Here is a 23004-nt window from a genome sequence, read left to right as displayed (position 1 = left end):
TTTGAAAAACAATAAAAACTTTCTAATTATTAGCTTCAAATAATTTTGGGATTGATTCCTCATAAGGGGCTGTAGCCACACCTTTTTCAGTAATTATTCCAGAAATTAATTCTGGGGGAGTCATATCAAATGCAGGATTAATAACTCCAATATCATCGGGGGCTGTTTTTTTTTCACCAATTCCTGTAACTTCTGTCCCATTACGCATTTCAATAATGACATCTTCAGCCTTTGTTTTTAGATCAATTGTTGATAATGGGGCTGCAACATAAAATGGAATTCCGTGTTGTTTGGCCATTGTTGCTACCTGATATGTGCCAATTTTGTTAAAGACATGGCCTGTCTTTACAATTCTATCAGCTCCGACTACAACTTTGTTTACTAATCCATTTGCCATCGAATATCCTACTGCAGTGTCAGGAACCAAACTAACATCAAATCCATCATGTTTTAACTCAAATGCTGTTAATCGTGATCCTTGTTGAATCGGTCTGGTCTCAGTTGCTATAACCTTGACATTTTTTCCACTTTCTCTGGCTGCTCTAATTACACCTAATGCTGTTCCATATGCAACAGTAGCTAGAGCACCAGCATTGCAGTGAGTCATTATTGTATCATTATCATCAAATAAAACAGAACCATTCTTTCCCATAGCTTTGTTTATTTCTATATCTTCATCTGCCATTTTTTTAGCAGTAGAGATTACTAGATCTTTAATTTGTTCAACTGTTTCACCAGTTTTAGCGATATTCATAATTTTTTCCAATCCCCATCCCAGATTTACTGCAGTGGGTCTTGTTGCAAAGAGAATTTTTCTTGCATTCTTCAAATCAGATAGTAATTCTTCTTTTGTTGTTGCTTTGCTTTGTAAAGAGGCTAATGCTAAACCAAATGCACCAGATACACCAATTGCAGGTGCACCTCTGACTATCAAAGTTTTGATGGCATTTGCAACTTGGTTAAAATCGTCATATTCTACAAATACTAGTTCATTCGGTAATTGGGTCTGGTCAATCATAATCACTTTGTTGTCTTTCCATTCTACTGTTCGAAGTGATGAATCTATTATGGTTTTGTCATCCATAAATTAGAAATTTTTCATCCATATTTAAAATAATTAGTTTTTATCCAATTGAATTGTTTTCAACAATATTCAAATTATATTCTAGATAATTTTGAAGATATATAATGAAAATTGGGATAATTCATCAATTTCTAGATCTATTAGGGGGAGCTGAGAGGACAACTTCTGCATTAATTGATGCATTAAAAAAAACAAATCATGATATCACTTTATACACTTCTACTGACACTGAATTTGAAAAATCAAAAAAATTTGAAATTAAGAAAATTAATTCTACCATGCCATATCTATGGAAGTTAAAAAAACAGATTGAAAATAAAAAAATTTATTCAAAAGTAAATGATCAAGATTTAATTATTGTGATGGATGGAGGATTTGGGTTCAGGTTTTTACCAAGAAAAAAAATTATTCTTTATTGTCATAGTACATTTGAGTATGAAAAAAAATTTATTGATCAAAAAATTCCAGGTTGGCGCGGTATATTATATAAGATTGTACAAAATGACATAAAAAATAATCTCAAACATTTTAACGAAGAAAATATTCATTTAATATCAAATTCAGAGTTTACAAAAAATAGTATTAAAAAATTATTTGGTGTAGATTCTAAGATTATTTATCCTCCAGTCAATTTAGAATTATTTTCAAATAAGATAGTGAAAACAGAGAAAGTGGTTTCAATTACAAGATATGCTCCTGAAAAGAATTTTACTTTTTTTAGTAAAATATTAAAATGCTGTGAAGTAGATTTTAGCGTTATTGGAAATTCAAAGCTTAAACAAATTGAATTTTATGATGATCTAAAAAAACAACTAGAAAATTATAAAAACATCCATCTTTATAATAATATTTCACAAAAAAGTCTGATAGAAATATTGTTTTCATCAAAGGTATACTTTCATCCATCCATAGAGACTTTTGGGATTTCCGTTGTAGAAAGTATAGCATCAGGATGCATACCAATTGTTCCTGATAATTCTGCACATAAAGAGACAGTCCCATTTGAAGAATTACGTTATAAAGAAAATGATGAAAATGATGCTAAAATGAAAATTGAGGCAGCATTGAGAGGAGATTTTGACAAATATCTGCCAGAATTAAAAAGACATATAGAAAAATTTCAAACCAAAAAATTTCAAAGAAATATACTTGAATTTATTGAAGAGATTATGATTACTTAATCATCATATAAGAAATAATCTTTTTAATTCTGACCTAGAATTGCAATAGACATTTTCAAACTAATTTTAATATATCTTGTAATATTTCAATATGTTTGAGAAAACAATTATTATTACTAGTATTAACTAAATGTGATGAATTGGTTAGGAGAGATTATTCAGAATCATGTTAATAGTTCAGATATTGTTTTAGATTTAGGATGTGGAATTATGCAGGCAACTACAGATTCCATTGAAAAACATCCAGAATTATCCACATTAGAAAGATTAAAAGGTAAAAAATCAATTCCTGCCAATCTTAATTGCAAAATGATAGTAGGGGTAGATATTTGGGAAAAATATCTAGAAAAAAACAAAGAGCGATATATTGTTTTAAAATCAAATGTGGAAAATACAGAGATTTTTTTAGATAATAGTTTTGATATAGTTATTTCTCTAGATGTTTTAGAACATATGAATGAAGAAACAAGTTTAAAGCTTCTTGATGAAATGGAAAGGATATCAAGAAGAAAAGTGATTATATACACACCTAAACAATTTGAATTAAATGAGAAAAATGAAGAGGATGCATGGGGAATGGGCAAAAATCCTTATCAATTACATAAATCTCTCATTAAGCCAGAAATTTTTGAAAAACGAGGATATAATGTCACATTTCCAGAACCAGATAAAAATACTTTGGCAATTAAAGAAATTTCATAAACAGATAATTGTTATTTAAGTTTACATAAATAGGATAAAAGAGTAAAATGAGAGTGTTTAGGAGAAATCGATCATGAATGTAAAGAAGGTTAATCCTTTTAGAGTATGGTATTACTTAAGGCAGGGATACTCGATGTATCTTGTTTTTGTGATAGCAGTTGCAAACATGATGGTTACCACATATTATTTAGCTGTTCAAAACATTCCTACTCTAAAGAATATATTTCCTGGTTTTACAGAATGGATAATTGTCGTAATGGCGATTGCGGTACCTCTAAGTATCAGTATGGGATATTGGCATGTTAAACGAAGTAGAGCTCAGAGATCTCAAATAGAAGTTGAAACAGAAATAAATCCATATTTCTATAGATTACCTCCTGGCTTTTGGAAAGAAGTGTTTGCTCCACTGTATGTAGAACTTTTGAGAACAAATGTTAAAATTCTTCAAAATGAGAAATTATCAGAAGAGGATATTAAAAGAATCAAAGAAATTGAAAGGAAATTAGATCTATTAATTAAAGGTCATAGTTTTCCAGAAAAAAAATAATCAAAAATGAAAGTTTCAATCATTATTCCAGTTTATAATGCTGAAAAATATTTAAAAGAATGTATTGAATCTGTTTTAAATCAAACATACAAGAATATTGAAATAATTGCAGTTAATGATGGTTCAACAGATAACTCTTTAGAAATTCTAAAAGAGTATTCGGATAGAATTAAAATAATTTCAAAATTAAATGGAGGGACAGCATCTGCATTTAATTTAGCAATAGAAAAAATGACAGGAGACTGGTTTAAATGGATGAGTGCAGATGATGTATTATATCCTAATGCAGTTGAGGAATTAATAACAGAGTCTGAAAAAATTGAAAATAAACAAAATACGATACTATACTCTAATTACGACATAATTGATTCAAATAGTAAAACAATCAAACAATTTATTGAGCCAAATTACAATAATCTAGATCTATTTGATTTTAATATTATTTTATTAGATCATCATATTGGTAATGGAATTACAAGTTTAATTCACAAATCAGCATTAGAACGATATGGAGGATTTAATGAAACAATTGGTTATGCTGAAGATTATGAATTGTGGTTAAGGTTTTGTGTTATTTATGGATGTAGATTGCATTTAATTCCAAAAATTCTAGCAAAATACAGAGTTCATGAGGAACAACTTACCCAATCAAAAATTGGAGAATCGTTAGATAAAGCAAATAGTATTAGAAAAATGATTCTTGATAAATTAGAATTGAAAGAACGAGAAAAATATCAAAATGCATTAAAAGAAAAGGTAAGAAGAAAACCAATATCAATTAAAATTAGACATTTGATAAGAGACAAAATAGTAAAAAAATTGCCAAAATCAATCACAGATAATATATTTAAAATTTATTTTAATACAATTAAAAAATAATCAAAAATGTAAACTTACAAAACCCAATTGAGTTTTTTCATAATTTCTTTTAGTTCTTTTATACTCAAATGATTTGCATTGCTTGAATCATATTCAATATTTTTTAGAGATTTCTTTAAAGATGTTATATCAAAATCATTTTCTCGATTAATAACAAAATGATCTTTCCTTTCTTGAGCACGTCTCATCTCTTCATGAGAAACAAGTACTTCATCAATTTTTTCTCCAGCTCTTACACCAATAAATTCTAGAGGATAGTCTTTCTTTCCTGTTTTCAATTCAGCATATGCTAATGCAAGATCAGTCATTTTTGCAGCTGGAGCTTTTTTAACAAAAATTTCCCCACCTTTTCCATGTTTAAGAGAATAAAATACTAAATCTATGGCATCAGATAATGTAAGTAAAAATCGAGTCATTTCTTTATGAGTTATTGGCAAAGGTTGTTTTGCTTCTATTTTTGAATTCCATAATGGGATTACGCTTCCTCTACTTCCAAGAACATTTCCATATCTTACACAACAAAATTTTGTTCCATCTTTTGATAAATCATCAGAAAGAATAATTTTTTCTTGTAAGGCTTTAGTCATTCCCATAGCATTTACTGGTTTAACTGCTTTGTCAGTACTAACCGCAATAACATTTTTGACTTTTCTTACTACAGAGGCTTTAACAACATTATATGCTCCAAAAATATTTGTTTTTACAGCTTCATATGGATGTGATTCCACAGTAGGTACTTGTTTAAGAGCAGCAGCATGAAAAACTATATCAATATCTTTTGTAACAGTATACATTCTATCATAATCACGAACATCACCAATAACGAATTCTATTTTTTTAAAGATAGGTTCCTTTTCTAATTCCATTTTCATTGAATGCTGTTTATCTTCATCTCGACTAAAAATTCTAACAGTTTTAGGTTTGTAAGGCATTAATTCTTTAATCATTTGATGTCCAAAACTACCCGTACCTCCAGTTATCAAGATATTTTTGTTATTCAAAACATTAGAATATTTCAAATCAAACTGATTTAAAATTATGAATTAATAAATTAGTCGTATTCAATTCGAATAATTATTTTAGAATCTATTTCAGCATTTAGGCTGTAAAAACTATTGAAAGTTTTAATTCATCTACAGAATCAAAGAAAAATATGAAAGTTATGTCAATTTTTGGAACTAGGCCTGAAATAATAAGATTAAGTAGAATTTTTGCCAAATTAGAAACTAATTTTGAACATATTATGGTTAACACCAATCAAAATTTCACACCAGAGTTAAATCGAATATTCTTTAAAGATCTAAAAATTAGAAAGCCAGATTATAATCTAAAAGTCAATACAGGAAATTATGGAAAAGAAATTGGGGAAATTATAGAAAAAAGTGAAAAAATTATTTTAAAAGAAAAACCAGATGTTTTACTCATTTTAGGTGATACAAATAGTGGATTAGCAGCTATTCCAGCCTCACATCATGGAATAAAGATTGTGCATTTAGAAGCTGGTATGAGAGCATATGATTTTCGAATGCCAGAAGAAAAAAATCGTGTTTTGATAGATCATCTCTCATCAGTTCTTTTACCATATACAAATTATTCAAGAGAGAATCTGATAAGGGAAAATATCCATACTAGTAAAATCTATGTTGTTGGAAATCCAATAATTGAAGTGATTAATTATTTTACAAAACAAATTGAGAATAGTTCTGTATTGGAAAAAATGAAACTTGGTACAAAAGATTATTTTTTGATAACTGCTCATAGAAGTGAAAATGTTGATGATCCAAAGAGTTTAGAAAAAATATTTTCAGGTTTAGAAAAGATTCATTTAAAATTTAAGAAAAGAATAATCTACCCCATACATCCAAGAACTCTTAGTAAAATTAAGAAAAAAATTCCCAAATGCATAGAATGTATTAAGCCTCTAGGATTTTTTGATTTTACTAAATTAGAAAAAAATGCGTTTTGCATAATTACAGATTCAGGAACTGTTCCAGAAGAGGCATTGTTTTTTGGGGTTCCATGTGTTACTATTAGAGAAAGTACAGAACGCCCAGAATACATCGAAGCCGGTGGAAATATACTTTCAGGGTTAGAACCTGATAATCTTGTGAAATCTGTTAAATTAATTACTTCATCAAAAAATAAATTAGAATGGATTAATTCTTTAGGAGATAACAAGACCTCTGATAGAGTAGCAAATATACTAAGTGGTAAAATTGAGAGACAAAAATTTTAGTAAATATTATGAATAATTTGAAAATTTTGATTACTGGCTCTTCAGGTGCTCTTGGTTCTGAGTTAAAGAAAAAATTTCCTGATGCAATAACTCCAAATCATAAAGAATTAGATATTACAAATAAAGAACAAGTAACCAATTTCTTCAATAGAGAAAAAATTGACATTGTAATACACACAGCTGCAATTACGAGTATACGAAAATGTGAAGAAGAAAGGGAATTAACATGGAAAACAAATGTGGATGGAACAATAAATCTCATTGATGGATTAATGAAAACAAATCCGAATGGAAAATTTGTTTATGTAAGTACTGCGTGTGTTTTTGATGGCAACACAGGAATGTATGATGAGTCATCTATCCCATATCCAGAAAATTTCTATGCTTTGTCAAAATTATTAGGAGAGCAAGAGGTTAAAAAAATACCAAATTATTTAATCATTAGAACAAATTTTGCTGCTAGAAAAAAATGGCCATATCCTAAAGCATTTTCAGATAGATTTGGCACATATCTCTTTGCAGACGATGTTGCAACTGGAATTGTCGATGTTATAAATTCCAATAAAAGAGGAATTATTCATATTGTTGGAGATGAGAAAATTTCCATGTTAGAGCTAGCAAGAATTACAACACCTGACATACAGCCTATGACAATTAAGGATTATTCTGGACCAAAACTAACTATGGATATGAGTTTAGATTCAAAAAAATGGAAAAAATATAAGATATCAAAAAACTAGTTAAGACTTTCAACTATTTTTAAAAATGATTGATGAAAATTTTCTTCAGAGAATTTTTTTATATGCTCTTGCAATTCGTGCAGATATTTATCAAAATCACCTCGCAATGCTGCCTCAATTTTCATTTTAGCATCATTTTCATCATTTTCTTTATACCTTAAATCATCTTTGGGAACTGTTTCTTTATGTGCAGTTGTATTAGGAACTATCGGGATACATCCAGCAGCTATACTTTCAACAACAGAAATTCCAAAGGTTTCATTAGAACAATGAAAATATACTTTTGAATTATTCATGTAATCTACTAGTTTATGTCTATCAATGTTTTTTAAAAGATTAATTTTTGATTTTAACTCAAGTTTTTTTATTTTAGATTCTAGTTTTTCAAAATATAAAATATTTGATTTTGTTTTTGTATTTCCAATTATATGATATGGAAAATTTAATTTAGATATAACATTAATTCCAAATTCAAGATTTTTTTCTTCCGAAAATCTTCCTATTGAAATAACTTGAGTTTTTTTATTTTTAGGATTGAATTCATGTATATTAACTGGAGGATAAATAATTTGAGAATCTTTATTATATTTGGATTTAATTGAATTATGAATAAATTTTGAATTGCTTATTAGAAAAACATTAGGATTTGAAATATTATTTACAAATTTTTTTATTTTTTATAATATAATTTGTAATATAATGACCATAATCCTGTATATTTTGTGGAGGGATTATCTAATTCGTTTGAAAAATCACTTTGACAGTACACAATAATTTTTTGATTTTTGTTGTGGGGAATTCCAAGACCACCAGAGGCTTGAATTAAAATATCCTCATTTTTTGCTTTTAAGATTAATTTTGATTCCATTAGTCTCTGATATAAGCCGAATGATGAAATAGATATTGGAAGTAGGCTTTTTATCTGAATATTTTTAGATGATAGTTTTGGTTTTGAAAATGTGTACAGAGTGATTTCATGTTTAGTGTTTTCTAAAGAAGTAAGAATTGCATCTAAAGTTTTTTCTATTCCACCTCCTCCACCAACAAATCCATGAATAATTCCGATATTCATAATATGGAAAATGAAAATGAGGTTTTAAGGGATTGGATTAAAAAACTCTATTACATTGTTGCTTGAGCAGCATCATGGAACATCTGACTCTTGGCGCATCCAGCAGCAAGTTCATCACCAGCTCCACGTCTCATAAGACCTCTGTATAGACCGTCTTCGAGTTTGACACCTTCTCTTTCTTCCCATTCCTCTACAGTAATCGAGTATTTCTTTTGGATTCTATCTCTATACCATTCTGGGATTACATTGAATGCACAGAATGGAACTATTCTGAGATCTGGAGTTACATAGTGAATATCACATCTTTGTAATCTTTCAAGATCCTCATTGTATTTGTCTTGGAAGTGCATCATACCAAGGAACAATCCTTTGACATGCCATGAACCAACTGAATCAAATGATCTCTTCATGAGTATGTTACCAAACATCTTTGCAAGGTCTAATCCTGCAGGTTGTTTCTTTGTATCAACAAAGCCTTTGAGTTTTCTTACAACTTCAAGCATTGTAAAGTACTTGTTTTTACCAGAACGGATTTCTTCTGCTTTATCTTCAAATAATTCTAACATTCCTTGAATGTCACAGAATTTTGTTAGTGGGACAAACTTCTTTGTGTCTGCATCTTCAAAGATGTATGTTCCTGCACCACAAGCAAAGTGAATTGACAATTCATATTTTGGTTTGCTTGAGAATGCTTCAATTACATTAGTTAGTGGCATACAACTTGGAACTGGGAACCAGTCATCTACAGTTACTTCACCGTTTGTCTGTTCTTCAATTCTTTGAACACAATCAGGAACTGTGATTCTGTATTTTTCACGTTCGGATTTACCCATTCTTCCTGTTAATGATACTGGTTGGAAATTTACTGCATGAACTACATCCATGTTCTTTTGTGCATATCTGATAATTCCACCTAACTCGTGGTCGTTAATTGATTTGATTACTGTTGGAACAAAGACTACTGTAGTACCTGTTTTTCTGCAACTATCAAGGGCATATGGAATCTCCCAGTGGTTCTTGGGGTTTGTTCTTGCAGTTACACCGTCAAATGAAAGATACAAGTTGTTACATCCAGCTAATCTTACTTCTCTTGCAGCTTCAGGATCCATTGCATGTCTAATACCATTGGTGTTCATCTGAATATGGTCAACACCTTCTTCTTTCATAATTTTGATAACATCAGCAATATCTTCTCTAAGCATTGGTTCACCACCAGTAATTTGCATGGAGTTACCTGGAATTGGTCTCTCAGCTCTAAGAGTCTTCATCATGCCTCTAATTTGAGTATGGTCTGGCTCATACATGTAAGCGCCTTCAAGGCCTTTCTTTACATAAAAGAAACAGTACCAGCATGTTAAATCACATCTATTAGTTACAATCATGTTTGCCAATCCGCTGTGAGACAAATGGTTTGAGCACAATCCACAGTTGTTTGGGCATGAGCATTTGTCAATCATTACGTTTGGAGAATGAGCACCTTTGCCATCCATCCAGTATGTACTGAATTTTTTGTACATTTCATAAGAACCAAAGTATAATTCCTCACATTCACCGTGAGTTGGACAAACTTTTGACATGAATACCTGATTATCTCTTTCAAAGACTTCAGCATCTAGAATCATGTTACAGTCTGGACAGATACTTTGAGTGAATCTAATAGTGGATTTCTTTCCTAAATTTTTAGTCGATTGATTGGATATCTGAATTAGTGCCATACCTACAAGGTTGACTTTTCTGAGATGATATATAATGCATTTCCTACTTGCCCCCGTGGGGAATTTAGGAGGCAGGCATACCTGATTTAAATATCAAAACTGATCGACTAGATCGCAGATGAGCATATCAGATAAAACACGAAAGGCATTAGAAAAGATTGGTCTTACCAGTTATGAGATTAGAACATTTTCAGCATTGCTCAAATCAGGAGAACTAACAGCATCTGATCTTAGTCAAAAATCAGGAGTGCCATACTCAAAAATTTACGAAGTGCTAGGAACATTGGAAGAAAAAGGTTGGATTGGTTCAGATGACTCAAGACCAACAAAATATTTTGCAAAGTCACCATCTACAGGTTTGGAAACTACAAAACAAAAAATGGAAACTGATTTTTCACAGAATCAAAATGTTATCTTAAATGAATTAGTACCATTGTATGAGAAAAGTGGAACTAGTGAAAGACCAGATATTTGGGTACTATCAGGTGCAGTAAACATTGCAGCTAAAATTTTAGAAATGGTAGAGACGTGTAGGAATGAAGTAATGATTGCATTACCTGAAGCTGGAGTAGATTTAGTGAAACAAGCATTACCAAAATTAAGATCACTTCATGACAAAGGAGTAGACATTACAATTCTAACATCAGATAAGATGGATAAAGAATCAATTAAAGCAATCAAAAGAGTTGCTACTGTAACAATCAAGAAGGGGCTCTTTGGAGGAGGTATAATTTCAGATAAAAGATATGTCGTTATTCTATTAGGTCCAGAAATAGGAGGAGTAAATTCTTCAGAGGTTGTTGCAATTTGGGCAGATCATGCAGGATTGGCAGGATTTGCACGTCAATACTTTGAATATTTATTAAAAGATTCAAAGAAGGTATGATATGGAAGAATTAGATGAAGCATTATTCGTAGGAACTGCAGAAGCAGAACATGTAGAAATGTATCTTAAAGCAATTTGGCACATCAAAGAACGAGGAGAGGATGTTAAAATTAGCACAATTGCAAAGATGCTCAATGTAAGACAGCCAAGCGTTGTTCAAATGTTAAAGAAATTGAATGGTAAAAATCTTGTAAATTACAATAAAGCAGGTGTAAGATTAACTGAAGATGGAGAAAGAATAGGTGCAAGCATGATGCGAAATAGTAGATTACTAGAAGTTTTAATGGATAGTGCACTCAAAGTTGAAATTGATGAAGAGATGGTTTGTGGAATTGAGCATCACATGAATAAACAATTCACAGATGCTCTTTGTGTTATGCTAAAGCATCCAAGAAAGTGTCCACATGATCATGAAATTCCAATGGGCGAATGTTGTAAATCAGCATAACTGAAATTACAACCCAAAAGATATATCATCTCAGAAATTATATTGAATCATGGCATGTTTCTGTGGCTGTGAGACATATGAAAAAAATGAGGATGGTTTCAAAATTGCATGTGTAAAATGTGGACATGGGCCTCAAAATCATAATGACGAATTCAGAGATGCGGCAAGGAAGAATGAATCACAGAGTCAAAAACGTGATGCAGACTTTGGATAATTATTCGCCAATAATTTTAACTAAAACTCTTTTTGGTCTTTTTCCATCAAATTCACCATAGAAAATTTCTTCCCATGGTCCAAAATCTAATTCTCCATTTGTTATAGCAATAACGACTTCTCGTCCCATCACTTGACGTTTTAGATGTGCATCTGCATTGTCTTCACCTGTTTTGTTATGATCATATTGTGTAGTTGGAGCATGAGGAGCCAATCCTTCTAACCATTTTTCATAATCATGTAGTAATCCACCTTCATTATCATTAATGAAAACACTTGCTGTGATATGCATTGCATTTACAAGACAAAGTCCTTCCTGAACTTTGCTTTTTGTTACCAATTTTTTCACATCAGATGTAATGTTGACAAAAGCTCTTCTTGTTTTAACTTCAAATATCAAATATTCAGTCAGAGATTTCATGATTTTTAATTAAATGTCATCCATTAAAATCCTAAGGCAGGCTCAGAACTCAAGATCCTCATCATCAATCAAAGGGATAGGTACATCACTGCCCGCAAGTCATATTTCAAGCAGATTCCTATTGAGTCTTTCAAGAAGCTTGATAAATGGCCAATAGTTTATTCATTCAAAATGGTTACAATAGACACTCCTGCTTCATTGGAAAGTTTCAGAAGATTTGTCATTTCAAGTACCTGTAAATCATATGCACCAAGAGCATATTTGGAGGATTCTGAGGTTTTTGCAGAAAGAGAAGACAGCTTAGGTGCCATCTATGTCGAAGCAGCCGATAAAGTTACTTTGAAAAAAATTAGAGATATCACATTTGTAAATGGAAAAGATGTTTTGGGAATAATCTATAATTCAAAAAGTGGAAACACGTCTCTAAAGTGGAGACAACTTAGAAGAAATAATGGCAAAGTTACTGGAGAAGCATCTGCAAATTCTTTAACAAATTTGTCTGAATCAGGTGTTCTTACTTTAGAATGGGTTGAAAATTATCTAAAAAAGAAATCTCAAGAAACAAAAACTGAAGAACCAGCAAGTTAAACTCTTTTCTTTCTGTAAATTAGAATAATATCATGATTACAAAGCCAATTGATGAGAATTCAATTTCAGTCATACCTGAAGACTCTGAAGATCTTTTGAATTTACGCCGCATAATCAAAGAAAATGATAAAGTAATTGGAGATACAACAAGAGTATTAAAACAAGACAAAGATTACTCTAGACCAGATAAAGGAGAAAGAATCAAAATCAGAATTGCATTAACCGTAGAAAAAATTTCACTTGACGGTGTCTTGGATAGATTAAGAGTTGGAGGTACAATTTCTGAATCAAGTAATGAATCAGTACCACACGGATCACATCATTCATTTATTATAAAACTAAACGATGGAATTACAATTTCAAAGAAGAAATGGCTACCAATTGAAAAAAAACTTTTAGAATCAAGTAACAATCAAGTCAGTTTTGTTTTGGTTGCAATTGATACAAGTTTATTACTGGTTTCATAGTAAACGATAAATGGCCGTACCTTAAAAAATTAACAATTAGTTTGGAACTTGATTTTATTACTCAGAATTCGATAATCTATGTCTTAATGGCATGGGCAGTTATTGTAATAGTTGCAAAAGCTCTAAAATTTGAAAAGTATGGTTTTGAGATCAAAGCATACAGTCTCGTATACAAAAATAAGGGAGTAAATGAAGTTCTCTTAAAAGTATTAAGTCGAACAAAAAGAGGTATACGAGTTTTTGCAGATACAAGTGTAATTGCAGGTTTTATTATGATGGCATTTGCATTTTGGTTTTTGCTAAATAATGTTTCAAACTTTTTTGTTGCACAATCAGAATTTTCAGAACTAACTGTACTAATTCCAGGTATCACATTAACATCAGCATCATCAATTACATACTTTTTACTATCTATTCCAATTGTGCTTGTAATTCATGAAGGTGCACATGGTATAGTAGCTGCTCTTGAAAAAATTAAAATCAAAACCGGTGGATTTGCAATATTTGTTGCAATGTTTGCTGGATTTGTCGAACCCGATGAAGAAGAATTTGAAAAAGCGAAAAAGATTTCAAAATTAAGAGTGATTGGTGCAGGCGCCACATCAAATGTAATGTTTGCATTTGTTTTAGGTGCTATTTTATTAACAAATCCATTTTTTGCAATGGTTTTACCTGAACCCCTCCTAAGTGTATTTTATGAACTTCCTGAAGGAGTCTTGATACTTTCTATCATAGAAAATTCTGGTGCTGAACAAGCAGGATTGCTTGCAAATGATATAATCACGTCAATTAATGGTATACCGATATACAGTCCGGTTGACTTTCCTGTACTTAGTCCGGGAGATACTGCAAGTGTTTCAGTAATTAGAGACGGTCAAACACTACACTTCGGAGTAGAGATTATGCCTGCACCTGAAGATGCAGAAAGAGGATTAATTGGAATTATGAGGGACAATTCATTTGCATACAAACCAGTGATGAATTTCATTGAATGGAATGATCCAAATGTTTCAATGTTTTTGTTATGGCTTTGGATGATTTCGTTTTTCATCGGGATTATCAACATGCTTCCTTTACCAATTTTAGATGGAGGAAAATTCATTCATACAATTATTGATAAAAGAATTTCAGATAAATCAGTCAATATTGTAATGTGGGGAATCTATGCATTCACCTTTGTGCTATTTGGCCTCAATATTGCCTTATCATATTTGAAATCTGGATGGTTTACAATCTAAAATCACCTAAAGAATCATTAATGAAAAAGTCTAGATGATTTCATGAAATGTGACAGATGTGAGAACCCTCCAGCATATACAAGAAAATATTCTGGTGAAAAACTTTGTTCACAATGTTTCTCAAAGTCAATTGTAAGAAAAACTGCAAAAACCATTTCAAAATATAACATGATCAAGCATAATGAATTAGTTGCTGTAGCAGTGTCAGGAGGAAAAGATTCCCTAGTATTATTAAAAATAATTAATGAAATGGCATTAACTCATAATTTTAGAATTATCGCAATTACTATCGATGAAGGTATTCCAGGATATAGGGATGAGGCATTAGAGATAGTTGAAAAGTTTTGTACTGAACTTAATGTAGAACACAAGATTTACTCTTACAAGGATCTCTTTGAATTAACACTTGATGAAGCATTAGATTTAAGAGAGAATGAAAAAACATCATCATGTTCAATTTGTGGCACATTAAGAAGAAGGGCAATTGATCATGCAGCTAAAGATATAGGTGCAGATGTAATTGCCACAGGACATAATTTAGATGATACATTACAAACGTTTGTGATTAACATGCTTTCAGGAGATACCACAAAGGTTGGTTGGATGGATCCTGATACATCTGAAAATGATTTAAGAAAAATAAAACCATTTTGTGAGATTTATGAATCAGAAATTGTATTTTATGCTTTTACAAATGATATGCCATTTCAATCAGAACCGTGTCCACATATGCATGAGGGAATAAGAACAGAAATTCGTGAATTTCTTAATTCATTAGAAAATCAACATAATGGAATTAAAAATAATTTTTATCAATCAATTCTCAAAATTTCACAGACTGTAAAGAATTCTAATTCAAAAGAAAAGATGAAGTGTGAAAAATGTGGAAACGATTGTACAGGTAATGTATGCTCAGTTTGTAGTGTAGTTTTAAAACTAAAAGAAAATCAAACCTAATGCAAATATAACATACTTTCTTAGGAAAAATGGTAGTAGGTAGGATCAGGGTGCCAGCCGTGCCCTATTCTGAAACCGGCTATATGCAGAGATCAGCAACTGTTGGGTAAATCTCTAGATGGGTAATTCCCGCTTGGTGTGCGGAAATGAAATCACGCCGAGGCGGGTGGTTGCAGGACTAGAAATATCCGAAGGGATAACTTCTAAGACCGAACCATCGAAAGGGATGAGGTCCGGGAGGGAGCAATCCTAAGGTGGAGCATCCACGCTTCCTCGTCAACGTGGCGGATCTTGTATGCCTTGAAATGGGGCTATTCGTCTAGACTGGAGCCAGCAGATCTACTACCTTTATAATTAAAATCAAATTTTTAAGATTGTGGAAGGAATTATCTCATTTGGTAATAAAAGAAGTTATGAAGACTTTAAGAAACAAATTCCTAGTCCTGTATTACCATTATTTGATTCAATTAGAGAATTTTGTTTCTCATTAGGGGATAAAGTAATTGAAGATGTCAGAATGCACAGAATAGTTTTTTGCAAATCAATGACATTTAGATGGTTTGCAGATGTAGAACCTGAAAGAGAAGGGGTTATAATTAAAATTCAGAAAAGAAGAAAAGATCCCATTCAGGTTATTCAGATTAAAAAAGATCAGGGAATTTCAGAATATACGCAAATTATTAAAAGCGCATTTGAGGAAATTCACTAATACAATACATCAAATTTAGAAAACTCCCCAGTAAATTTTTCATTACGAATATCTACATCTTCGACTCTTGCATTTGCAGGACCACCATGCGCCCATTCAACCAATCTACTTACATTTTCTTCATTTCCTTCTAGAATAGCTTCAACTCTGCCATCTTTGAGATTTTTTACCCAACCAAAAACATTATTTTTTTTTGCCATGACTTTTAGTGATTGGCGGAAAAAAACGCCCTGTACTTTTCCAGTTACAAAAAGCCGAACTCTGTAATTTGACACTACATGGATATTTTATTGAGCTATTAATCAGTTTTAGGTTAAACTAAAAACTACTTTCTTTCTTTAATTCTAGCTCTACCAGTCTTTCTTGCAGCAATGCTACCTACCTTTGCACCAGGAGGAGCATCTCTTGAGACTGTGGAACTTTGTCCAACGTGTTGATGACGGCCACCACCATGTGGGTGTACATAAGCTGCTTGAGCAACACCTCTAACAATTGGATATTTCTTTCCTTTAGCTTTAAAACTACGCCACTTGTTACCTGCACTCATAAAATGTCTTTCACTAGCTCCACCGCCAGCAAGAGTGCCAATCATTGCTCTATTTTTAGGATTAAGAGTGGTAAATTTTCCTGATGGAAGTTTAACAGTAACACCATCATCCCCATGTGAGAAAACTGTTGCATCAGTGCCTGCTGATTTAACAATAGCACCACCATCTCCGAAGTGCTTTTCAATATTACATACAATTGTACCATCAGGAATGTTTTGAACGCTGATGACATTTCCTTTTTCTATTTGTGATTTTAATCCAAATTGTAAAGTTGTACCAACTGTAGTTCCAAGAACTGCAGGTACAAATGAGACAGAACCATCTTCAAATCTAACTTTAGCTAAGGGTGCTTCTCTACCACGCTCGTGGACAAGATCAATAATTTCACCCTCATGTTGTTCTGCTAGTGGAAAACGTGGATAATTGGCTTTTACTCCTACTTTACCAGTAGAAGTAGATCTAAACTGATTGCCTCCTCGGCCCCGTCTTCGAACTAATGGTCTCTTACCCAAGTTGATCGTTTCCTACCTAAAGAGAATTTTAAGCTTGTGGTATTCTTGCTGTAAGTTAGAGAAATTACCACAAAGGTATAAAAATTAGAATTGAGGCCATTGAGTATGAGTCAAAATGCTCTTTCTCTCAAAGTTCTTGAAGCATATACGAGAGATGTTGGAAGAGGAGTAGCAAGAATCGATTATGATTCAATGGATACATTAAATGCCTCTACAGGTGATGTTATTGAAATTAAAGGTAAACGAAGAACAGTGGCAAAATGTCTACCACTGTATCCTTCAGATGAAGGAAAGGGGATTATCAGGATTGATGGATTAGGTAGAAATAATTCAGGAATTGCGATTGGTGATACAATTTCTGTTAGAAAAATAAAAGCAGTAGCTGCAGAGAAAGTAGTAGTTGCACCACTAGAAGCAATTCCTCCAATAGATGAAAGATATCTTGCAGATGCGTTAGAAAGTGTTCCTTTGATTAAAGGAGATAATGTAATGGTTCCATACTTTGGTGGACGTTTAACTTTCCAAGTAATCGGAGTAAATCCAGCAGCTGATGCTGTTTTGGTAACTCAAAAAACAGTTTTCCATATTGCAGAGAAGGGAGAAACATTACGTGGTGTTCCACAAGTAACCTATGAAGATATTGGAGGTATTTCAAATGAGATTAAAAAAGTAAGAGAGATGATTGAGCTTCCATTAAGACATCCAGAAATTTTTGAAAAATTAGGAATTGAAGCACCAAAAGGAGTATTGTTGTATGGTCCTCCAGGTACTGGTAAAACATTACTTGCAAAAGCAGTTGCAAATGAAAGTAATGCACATTTCATCAGTATTTCAGGTCCAGAAATTATGAGTAAGTTCTATGGTGAAAGTGAAGCTAGATTAAGAGAAATTTTCAAAGAAGCAAGAGAAAAAGCTCCATCAATTATCTTTGTTGACGAAATTGATTCTATTGCTCCAAAAAGAGAAGAAGTTACTGGAGAAGTTGAAAGAAGAGTTGTTTCTCAAATGCTATCCTTAATGGATGGACTAGAGGCAAGGGGCAAGGTAATTGTTATCTCTGCAACAAATAGACCAAATGCAATTGACCCCGCACTTAGAAGACCAGGAAGATTTGATAGAGAAATTGAAATTAAGGTTCCAGATAAGAAAGGAAGGAAAGACATTCTTGCAATTCATAGCAGAAACATGCCGTTATCAGATGATGTCAACATGGAAAAAATATCTTCAGTCAGTCACGGATACGTTGGTGCAGATTTAGAATATCTTTGTAAAGAGGCTGCAATGAAATGTTTGAGAAGACTACTGCCAGTTTTGAATTTAGAAGAAGAAAAGCTTCCTCCTGAAACTTTAGATAAACTGATTGTAAATCATGAAGATTTCCAGAAAGCATTGATCGAGGTGACACCATCTGGAATGCGAGAAGTATTCATTGAAAATCCAGATGTGAAATGGGATGATGTAGGAGGATTAGAAGATGTTAAACGAGAACTACAAGAAGCTGTAGAATGGCCAATGAAATATCCAGGTCTTTATGATAAATTAGGTCACAACATGCCAAGAGGAATCTTACTTCACGGTCCAAGCGGTACTGGTAAAACGTTACTTGCAAAAGCAGTAGCTACTCAAAGTGAAGCTAACTTTGTTTCAGTTAGAGGCCCTGAACTCTTATCAAAATGGGTAGGTGAATCAGAAAGAGGAATAAGAGAGATCTTCAAACGTGCACGTCAATCTGCACCATGTGTTGTATTCTTTGATGAGATTGATTCTATTGCTCCAATCAGAGGAGCTGGTGGGGAAACAGCAGTTACCGAAAGAGTTGTCAGTCAATTATTAACAGAATTAGATGGAATGGAGAATATGCACGGAGTCATTGTATTAGCTGCAACAAATAGAGCAGATATGATTGATCCTGCACTATTAAGACCAGGAAGATTTGATAAAATTATTCAGATTCCACTTCCAGATAAGGAAAGTAGAAAGAGTATATTGAAAATTAATGCAGAGAAAATTCCAACAGTTAGTGATGAAAAAGATCCTCAACATATTGACTTTGAAAAGCTTTCAGAATTAACAGACGGGTTAAGTGGTGCAGATACAGCATCCATTGCAAATACAGCAGTATCTTTGGTAATTCATGAATTCTTAGACTCACATCCAGATGTAAAAGATATTGAAAAAAGTGATGTTGATGCCAAAGTAACTATGAAGCACTTTGAAGAAGCAGTAAAGAAAGTTAGAGAACAAAAAGATCTCAAGCTTGGAGAAAAATTGGTAGCTTCCTATTACAGGTAGTTTTAATTAAATAAGAAATCTAATTCTCATAAATGTCAGAATATACAGGCTACGTTGGAAAATCATTAGAATTTCTTAAAACTAACCAAGTTTCAGTCGGGGATTCTGTAAAAATTTTAGCTGATATCACATATTCAGGCATAATTATGCCCAGATATGAACACGGTGATGACAAACATATTGTTTTAAAATTAAAGAGCGGATACAATATTGGTTTAGAAATTACAAAAATTGAAAAGATTGAAAAAAATCCATCTTTAGAAAAAATAATAGAAAAAAATGAAAGGGTTGAAAAAGACAAGGCCTTGCCAAATATCCTACTATTGTCAACAGGAGGTACAATTGCAAGTAAAATTGATTATAGAACGGGTGCAGTTACGCCAATATTAACTGCTGAAGAATTGAATTCGTCTGTTCCAGAACTTGCAAAAATTGCAAACATAGACACAAAAGTACTATTTTCAGAATATTCAGAAAACATAATGCCTGAACATTGGTTGAAAATTGCTGAAACAATAAAAGAATATTCTAAATCAGAGTATTCGGGAATTATTATTGCACATGGAACAGATACCATGCATTATACATCATCTTATCTTTCTTTTTCACTTTCAGGTTTTCCAATACCAATAGCATTAGTAGGTTCACAAAGATCATCAGATCGGGCATCGTCAGATGCAGCATTAAATCTAATTGGAGCTACAAAATTTCTAACTGAATGTAAAACAAATGGCATCTACGTTGTTATGCATCAAGATGAAAATGATGAAACGATTGCATGTCATATAGGTACAAGAGTAAGAAAAAATCATACAAGTAAAAGAGGGGCATTCCAAACAGTCGGAGATGATCCTGCATTTTTAATTGTTAATAATGAAATTTATAAAAATATGAAAGAAGATTTTTTTACAACTACAGAATTTAAACCTAAAATAAAAATAAATGAAAAAGTTGCATTAGTAAAGTATCATCCAGGATATAATCCATCTTTGTTAAAAAATATCATAGATTCTAATTATAAAGCAATAATTTTTGAAGGTACAGGATTAGGACATATTGGAAAAAATATGTATTCAGTAGTAAAAATTGCAAATGAAAAAGGCATCTTTATGGGAATGACTTCTCAATGTATTGATGGCAGAGTAAGAATGACAGTTTATGAAAGTGGTAGAGATTTACTCGATTTAGGCATAATTCCTTTAGAAAACATGATTCCAGAAGTCGCATTAGTCAAAGCAATGTGGGTTACTGGAAACACTGAAAATCTTGATGAAATTAAAGAAATCATGCTTAATAGAATTGCATCTGAATTTTCAATATAATCAGGGATCAATATGAAGGAATTTTCAATTAAAGATGTAGGTGTTAAAGTAGGATTAGAAATTCATCAACAGCTTGCAACCAATAAAAAATTATTTTGTAATTGTACACCTATTGAATCAGATGAGTATTCGACTAAATTCCAAAGAAAATTACGAGCATCTAAAAGTGAATTAGGAGAATTTGATCCTGCTGCATTATTTGAAAGTACAAAATCTAAAACAATAATGTATTATGCAAATCATGAAAGCAGTTGTTTAGTAGAACAAGATGAAGAACCTCCACATGAATTGGATAAAGATGCAAGAAGAATTGCTTTAATAATTTCTTCTGCTTTAAAATCAAATGTTTTCAGTGAAATCTATCCTATGAGAAAAACAGTAATTGATGGTTCCAATACAACTGGATTTCAACGAACTATGTTAATTTCACAAGGTGGATTTTATAATGTAGGAGATGTAAAGATAGGAATTCAGTCAATTTGTCTAGAAGAAGATGCTGCAAAAATATTGGGTGAAGAAGGATCAATTAGAAAATTTGGTCTAGAACGATTGGGGGTCCCATTAGTTGAAATTGCAACAGAACCTTTTGAAGCAGAATTAACAGAGATTAAAAAAATTGCATTATCTTTAGGAAGAATTTTGAGAAGTACAAAAAAAGTAAAACGAGGTTTAGGATCAATTAGACAAGATGTTAATGTTTCAATTAAAGATGGAGGGGGGCATAGTAATTGAAGTAAAAGGAGTACAGCAATTAGATCAATTAGAAAAAGTTGTTGAATATGAAGCTAAAAGACAGCATGGTTTGTTAGTAATTTCAAAAAAAATTCAAGAAAAAGATTGGAAATTTACTAATGAAGACAAAAAAGACATTACAGAGTTATTTTCAAAATGTAAATCAAAAATTATTCAAAATGCCATAAAGAAAAATCAGAAAATTCTTGCAGTGTCTTTTAAAAACATGGCTGGAATGTTCGGATTTTCACCTTATGAAGGCATCAGATTAGGAAAGGAAGTAGCAGAATTGGTAAGATTTTTTGGAATAGGTGGAGTATTTCATTCAGATGAATTACCCAATTATGGAATTGAGGAATCAGATTTAGAAAAATTGAAGAAATTTGCAGAAATCAAAGAAAATGATGCATTTTTAATTTTGGCATCACCTCAAGAAAAAATGCATACAATTGTAGAACAAATTATTTTAAGAATTGAACATATTAGAGATAAAGGCATTCCAATTGATACCAGATTAGCTACTCAATCAGGAGAAACAAAATTTCTTCGACCAAGACCAGGAGCTGCAAGAATGTATCCTGAAACAGATATTCCACCAATAATTATTACGAAAGAAGAATTATCAGAAGCTGAAAATAAAATACCAAAATCTTGGGATGATTCTATAAAAGAACTGGAAACAAAATATAAAATTAATCCTCAACTTGCAGAACAAATTTTTGATTCACGATATATTGAACTATTTGAAAAAATTATTGAAGATATTAACATCAATCCTACATTTGTTGCATCAATACTTTGTTCATCAATTACAAATTTGGAAAGAAGTGGACTAGATCCAAATTTATTAAAGAATCAAGAAATTTTCAAATTGTTTCAGTTATTGGAAGAAGGGAAAATTGCAAAAGAATCTATTGAAATAATATTTGAAAACATAATGGCTGGGAAATCAAAGACGGTAGAACAAGCTATAAAAAATACTTCAATTCAATCTGTGAATGAAGATGATCTAGAAAAAATTATTGGAGATATTGTAGAAAATAATAATGAAATTATTAAAAATCAAAAGGAAAGAGCTATTGGACCATTAATGGGAATTGTTATGAAAGAATTAAGAGGTAAGGCTTCTGGTGAAACAATTAACAATATTCTTTTAAAAAACATCAAGAAGAAAATAGAAAATATGACCTAAAGAAGTGCGGGAAGTGGGATTTGAACCCACGAACTCCTAGAAGATAAGGATCTGAACCTTACACCGTTGACCAGGCTGGGTGACTCCCGCATTAAAAAAATTTGAATTCTAGAATAAGTTTCTTTATTATACTATGAGACAATCATACAAAATTAATTAAGAGATAAAATGGAATTTAGAGAAGTTTATTGCTCAAATTGTAAAAAAGTACTAGGACGATATAATACTAAATTCTATAATGAGGACAAGATTGGTGAATTAGTAAATACATCGCATTCTACACATATTAGAAATGGCCATCAAGTTAACATTCGAAAATTTGA

At 31.8% G+C, this 23004-nt stretch carries 26 protein-coding genes, 1 tRNA gene and 1 other RNA gene; 19 read left to right on the top strand and 9 right to left on the bottom strand.

Translation table 11 applies throughout. The features are described from left to right. Window positions 1-22 precede the first annotated feature (22 nt). Window positions 23-1084 carry an S-methyl-5-thioribose-1-phosphate isomerase gene (gene mtnA, locus NSED_RS00320; RefSeq protein WP_014964249.1) on the bottom strand — a complete coding sequence of 354 codons (1062 nt, stop codon included), beginning with the start codon at window positions 1082-1084 and terminating at the stop codon, window positions 23-25. Window positions 1085-1188: 104 nt separating this feature from the next. On the opposite strand from mtnA, the gene NSED_RS00315 reads away from it, so the two are divergent. The 4 genes from NSED_RS00315 (at window position 1189) to NSED_RS00300 (ending at window position 4393) form a co-directional block, all read left to right on the top strand. Next, window positions 1189-2265: a glycosyltransferase family 4 protein gene (locus NSED_RS00315; RefSeq protein ID WP_014964248.1), complete on the top strand. Its 1077-nt coding sequence runs from the start codon at window positions 1189-1191 to the stop codon at window positions 2263-2265. A 135-nt stretch (window positions 2266-2400) separates the two neighbouring features. Next, window positions 2401-2967: a class I SAM-dependent methyltransferase gene (locus NSED_RS00310; protein WP_014964247.1), complete on the top strand. Its 567-nt coding sequence runs from the start codon at window positions 2401-2403 to the stop codon at window positions 2965-2967. 73 nt (window positions 2968-3040) lie between these two features. Then, window positions 3041-3514: a hypothetical protein gene (locus NSED_RS00305; RefSeq protein ID WP_014964246.1), complete on the top strand. Its 474-nt coding sequence runs from the start codon at window positions 3041-3043 to the stop codon at window positions 3512-3514. Window positions 3515-3520: 6 nt separating this feature from the next. Then, a complete protein-coding gene (locus tag NSED_RS00300; protein WP_014964245.1) occupies window positions 3521-4393 on the top strand; it encodes a glycosyltransferase family 2 protein in 873 nt (290 codons plus the stop codon). 14 nt (window positions 4394-4407) lie between these two features. On the opposite strand, the gene NSED_RS00295 is transcribed toward NSED_RS00300, so the two are convergent. After that, entirely contained in the window at window positions 4408-5412 is a 1005-nt protein-coding gene (locus NSED_RS00295) for an SDR family NAD(P)-dependent oxidoreductase (protein WP_156800694.1), read from the bottom strand. A 134-nt stretch (window positions 5413-5546) separates the two neighbouring features. Between NSED_RS00295 and wecB the strand changes: the two genes are divergently transcribed. Both wecB and NSED_RS00285 read left to right on the top strand, forming a co-directional pair. Beyond that, window positions 5547-6629 carry a non-hydrolyzing UDP-N-acetylglucosamine 2-epimerase gene (wecB, locus tag NSED_RS00290; protein ID WP_016940152.1) on the top strand — a complete coding sequence of 361 codons (1083 nt, stop codon included), beginning with the start codon at window positions 5547-5549 and terminating at the stop codon, window positions 6627-6629. Between the two features lie 8 nt (window positions 6630-6637). Beyond that, window positions 6638-7369 carry an SDR family oxidoreductase gene (locus tag NSED_RS00285; RefSeq protein ID WP_014964242.1) on the top strand — a complete coding sequence of 244 codons (732 nt, stop codon included), beginning with the start codon at window positions 6638-6640 and terminating at the stop codon, window positions 7367-7369. Here the strand turns inward: NSED_RS00285 and NSED_RS10075 are convergent. The 3 genes from NSED_RS10075 to tes form a co-directional block, all read right to left on the bottom strand. Continuing rightward, window positions 7366-7917, bottom strand: a complete 552-nt coding sequence (locus tag NSED_RS10075; protein ID WP_076797496.1) for a glycosyltransferase — start codon at window positions 7915-7917, stop codon at window positions 7366-7368. The genes NSED_RS00285 and NSED_RS10075 overlap by 4 nt on opposite strands. Window positions 7918-8039: 122 nt before the next feature. Further along, window positions 8040-8441 carry a hypothetical protein gene (locus tag NSED_RS00275; RefSeq protein ID WP_014964240.1) on the bottom strand — a complete coding sequence of 134 codons (402 nt, stop codon included), beginning with the start codon at window positions 8439-8441 and terminating at the stop codon, window positions 8040-8042. Between the two features lie 50 nt (window positions 8442-8491). Beyond that, window positions 8492-10156: a tetraether lipid synthase Tes gene (tes, locus tag NSED_RS00270; protein ID WP_026090065.1), complete on the bottom strand. Its 1665-nt coding sequence runs from the start codon at window positions 10154-10156 to the stop codon at window positions 8492-8494. A gap of 118 nt (window positions 10157-10274) precedes the next feature. Between tes and NSED_RS00265 the strand changes: the two genes are divergently transcribed. From NSED_RS00265 to NSED_RS10385, 3 genes are read left to right on the top strand one after another with little or no spacing between them, the layout of a single operon-like run. Next, window positions 10275-11042, top strand: coding sequence for a TrmB family transcriptional regulator (locus NSED_RS00265; RefSeq protein ID WP_014964238.1), 768 nt, complete (start codon window positions 10275-10277; stop codon window positions 11040-11042). 1 nt (window position 11043) lies between these two features. Next, on the top strand, window positions 11044-11490 hold the full coding sequence (locus NSED_RS00260) for a metal-dependent transcriptional regulator (RefSeq protein ID WP_014964237.1): 447 nt from the start codon (window positions 11044-11046) through the stop codon (window positions 11488-11490). 49 nt (window positions 11491-11539) lie between these two features. Then, window positions 11540-11704, top strand: coding sequence for a hypothetical protein (locus NSED_RS10385; protein WP_014964236.1), 165 nt, complete (start codon window positions 11540-11542; stop codon window positions 11702-11704). Here the strand turns inward: NSED_RS10385 and NSED_RS00255 are convergent, their stop codons facing one another. Further along, on the bottom strand, window positions 11705-12124 hold the full coding sequence (locus NSED_RS00255; RefSeq protein WP_014964235.1) for a secondary thiamine-phosphate synthase enzyme YjbQ: 420 nt from the start codon (window positions 12122-12124) through the stop codon (window positions 11705-11707). 171 nt (window positions 12125-12295) lie between these two features. Here NSED_RS00255 and NSED_RS00250 point away from each other — a divergent pair, with 171 nt between their 5' ends. The 6 genes from NSED_RS00250 to NSED_RS00230 all read left to right on the top strand — a co-directional run bounded on the left by NSED_RS00250 (window position 12296) and on the right by NSED_RS00230 (window position 16083). Further along, window positions 12296-12712 carry a hypothetical protein gene (locus tag NSED_RS00250; RefSeq protein WP_014964234.1) on the top strand — a complete coding sequence of 139 codons (417 nt, stop codon included), beginning with the start codon at window positions 12296-12298 and terminating at the stop codon, window positions 12710-12712. 32 nt (window positions 12713-12744) lie between these two features. Further along, a complete protein-coding gene (locus NSED_RS00245) occupies window positions 12745-13179 on the top strand; it encodes a pelota family protein (protein ID WP_014964233.1) in 435 nt (144 codons plus the stop codon). Between the two features lie 86 nt (window positions 13180-13265). After that, window positions 13266-14417 (top strand): site-2 protease family protein, encoded by a 1152-nt coding sequence (locus NSED_RS00240; protein WP_014964232.1) that lies wholly within the window; start codon window positions 13266-13268, stop codon window positions 14415-14417. A gap of 42 nt (window positions 14418-14459) precedes the next feature. Further along, window positions 14460-15374 carry a TIGR00269 family protein gene (locus NSED_RS00235; protein ID WP_014964231.1) on the top strand — a complete coding sequence of 305 codons (915 nt, stop codon included), beginning with the start codon at window positions 14460-14462 and terminating at the stop codon, window positions 15372-15374. A gap of 33 nt (window positions 15375-15407) precedes the next feature. After that, an RNA gene (gene ffs, locus NSED_RS10070) (signal recognition particle sRNA) lies at window positions 15408-15719 on the top strand. A 31-nt stretch (window positions 15720-15750) separates the two neighbouring features. Further along, window positions 15751-16083: a hypothetical protein gene (locus NSED_RS00230; protein ID WP_014964230.1), complete on the top strand. Its 333-nt coding sequence runs from the start codon at window positions 15751-15753 to the stop codon at window positions 16081-16083. On the opposite strand, the gene NSED_RS00225 is transcribed toward NSED_RS00230, so the two are convergent. Both NSED_RS00225 and NSED_RS00220 read right to left on the bottom strand, forming a co-directional pair. Further along, the gene (locus tag NSED_RS00225) at window positions 16080-16358 is read right to left on the bottom strand and encodes an acylphosphatase (protein WP_016940150.1); all 279 of its coding nucleotides are present in this window, start codon (window positions 16356-16358) and stop codon (window positions 16080-16082) included. The two genes, NSED_RS00230 and NSED_RS00225, sit on opposite strands and share 4 nt — an antisense overlap. A 50-nt stretch (window positions 16359-16408) precedes the next feature. Further along, on the bottom strand, window positions 16409-17143 hold the full coding sequence (locus NSED_RS00220; RefSeq protein WP_014964228.1) for a 50S ribosomal protein L2: 735 nt from the start codon (window positions 17141-17143) through the stop codon (window positions 16409-16411). Window positions 17144-17248: 105 nt separating this feature from the next. Between NSED_RS00220 and NSED_RS00215 the strand changes: the two genes are divergently transcribed. From NSED_RS00215 to gatE, 4 genes are read left to right on the top strand one after another with little or no spacing between them, the layout of a single operon-like run. Continuing rightward, the gene (locus NSED_RS00215) at window positions 17249-19435 is read left to right on the top strand and encodes a CDC48 family AAA ATPase (RefSeq protein WP_014964227.1); all 2187 of its coding nucleotides are present in this window, start codon (window positions 17249-17251) and stop codon (window positions 19433-19435) included. A gap of 32 nt (window positions 19436-19467) precedes the next feature. Further along, window positions 19468-20757 (top strand): Glu-tRNA(Gln) amidotransferase subunit GatD, encoded by a 1290-nt coding sequence (gene gatD, locus NSED_RS00210; RefSeq protein WP_014964226.1) that lies wholly within the window; start codon window positions 19468-19470, stop codon window positions 20755-20757. A gap of 12 nt (window positions 20758-20769) precedes the next feature. Then, window positions 20770-21489: a hypothetical protein gene (locus NSED_RS10880; RefSeq protein ID WP_272942435.1), complete on the top strand. Its 720-nt coding sequence runs from the start codon at window positions 20770-20772 to the stop codon at window positions 21487-21489. Then, window positions 21452-22681 carry a Glu-tRNA(Gln) amidotransferase subunit GatE gene (gene gatE / locus NSED_RS10875; RefSeq protein ID WP_272942434.1) on the top strand — a complete coding sequence of 410 codons (1230 nt, stop codon included), beginning with the start codon at window positions 21452-21454 and terminating at the stop codon, window positions 22679-22681. The genes NSED_RS10880 and gatE overlap by 38 nt, the downstream gene beginning before the upstream one ends. A 5-nt stretch (window positions 22682-22686) precedes the next feature. On the opposite strand, the gene NSED_RS00200 is transcribed toward gatE, so the two are convergent. Next, window positions 22687-22771, bottom strand: a tRNA-Leu gene (locus NSED_RS00200). Between the last annotated feature and the right edge of the window lie 233 nt (window positions 22772-23004).

Origin of the sequence: Candidatus Nitrosopumilus sediminis, assembly GCF_000299395.1 — an archaeon.
Lineage (GTDB): Archaea > Thermoproteota > Nitrososphaeria > Nitrososphaerales > Nitrosopumilaceae > Nitrosopumilus > Nitrosopumilus sediminis.
Note: the sequence above shows the minus strand (reverse complement) of the source record. Positions and strands in the feature narration are given on the sequence as shown.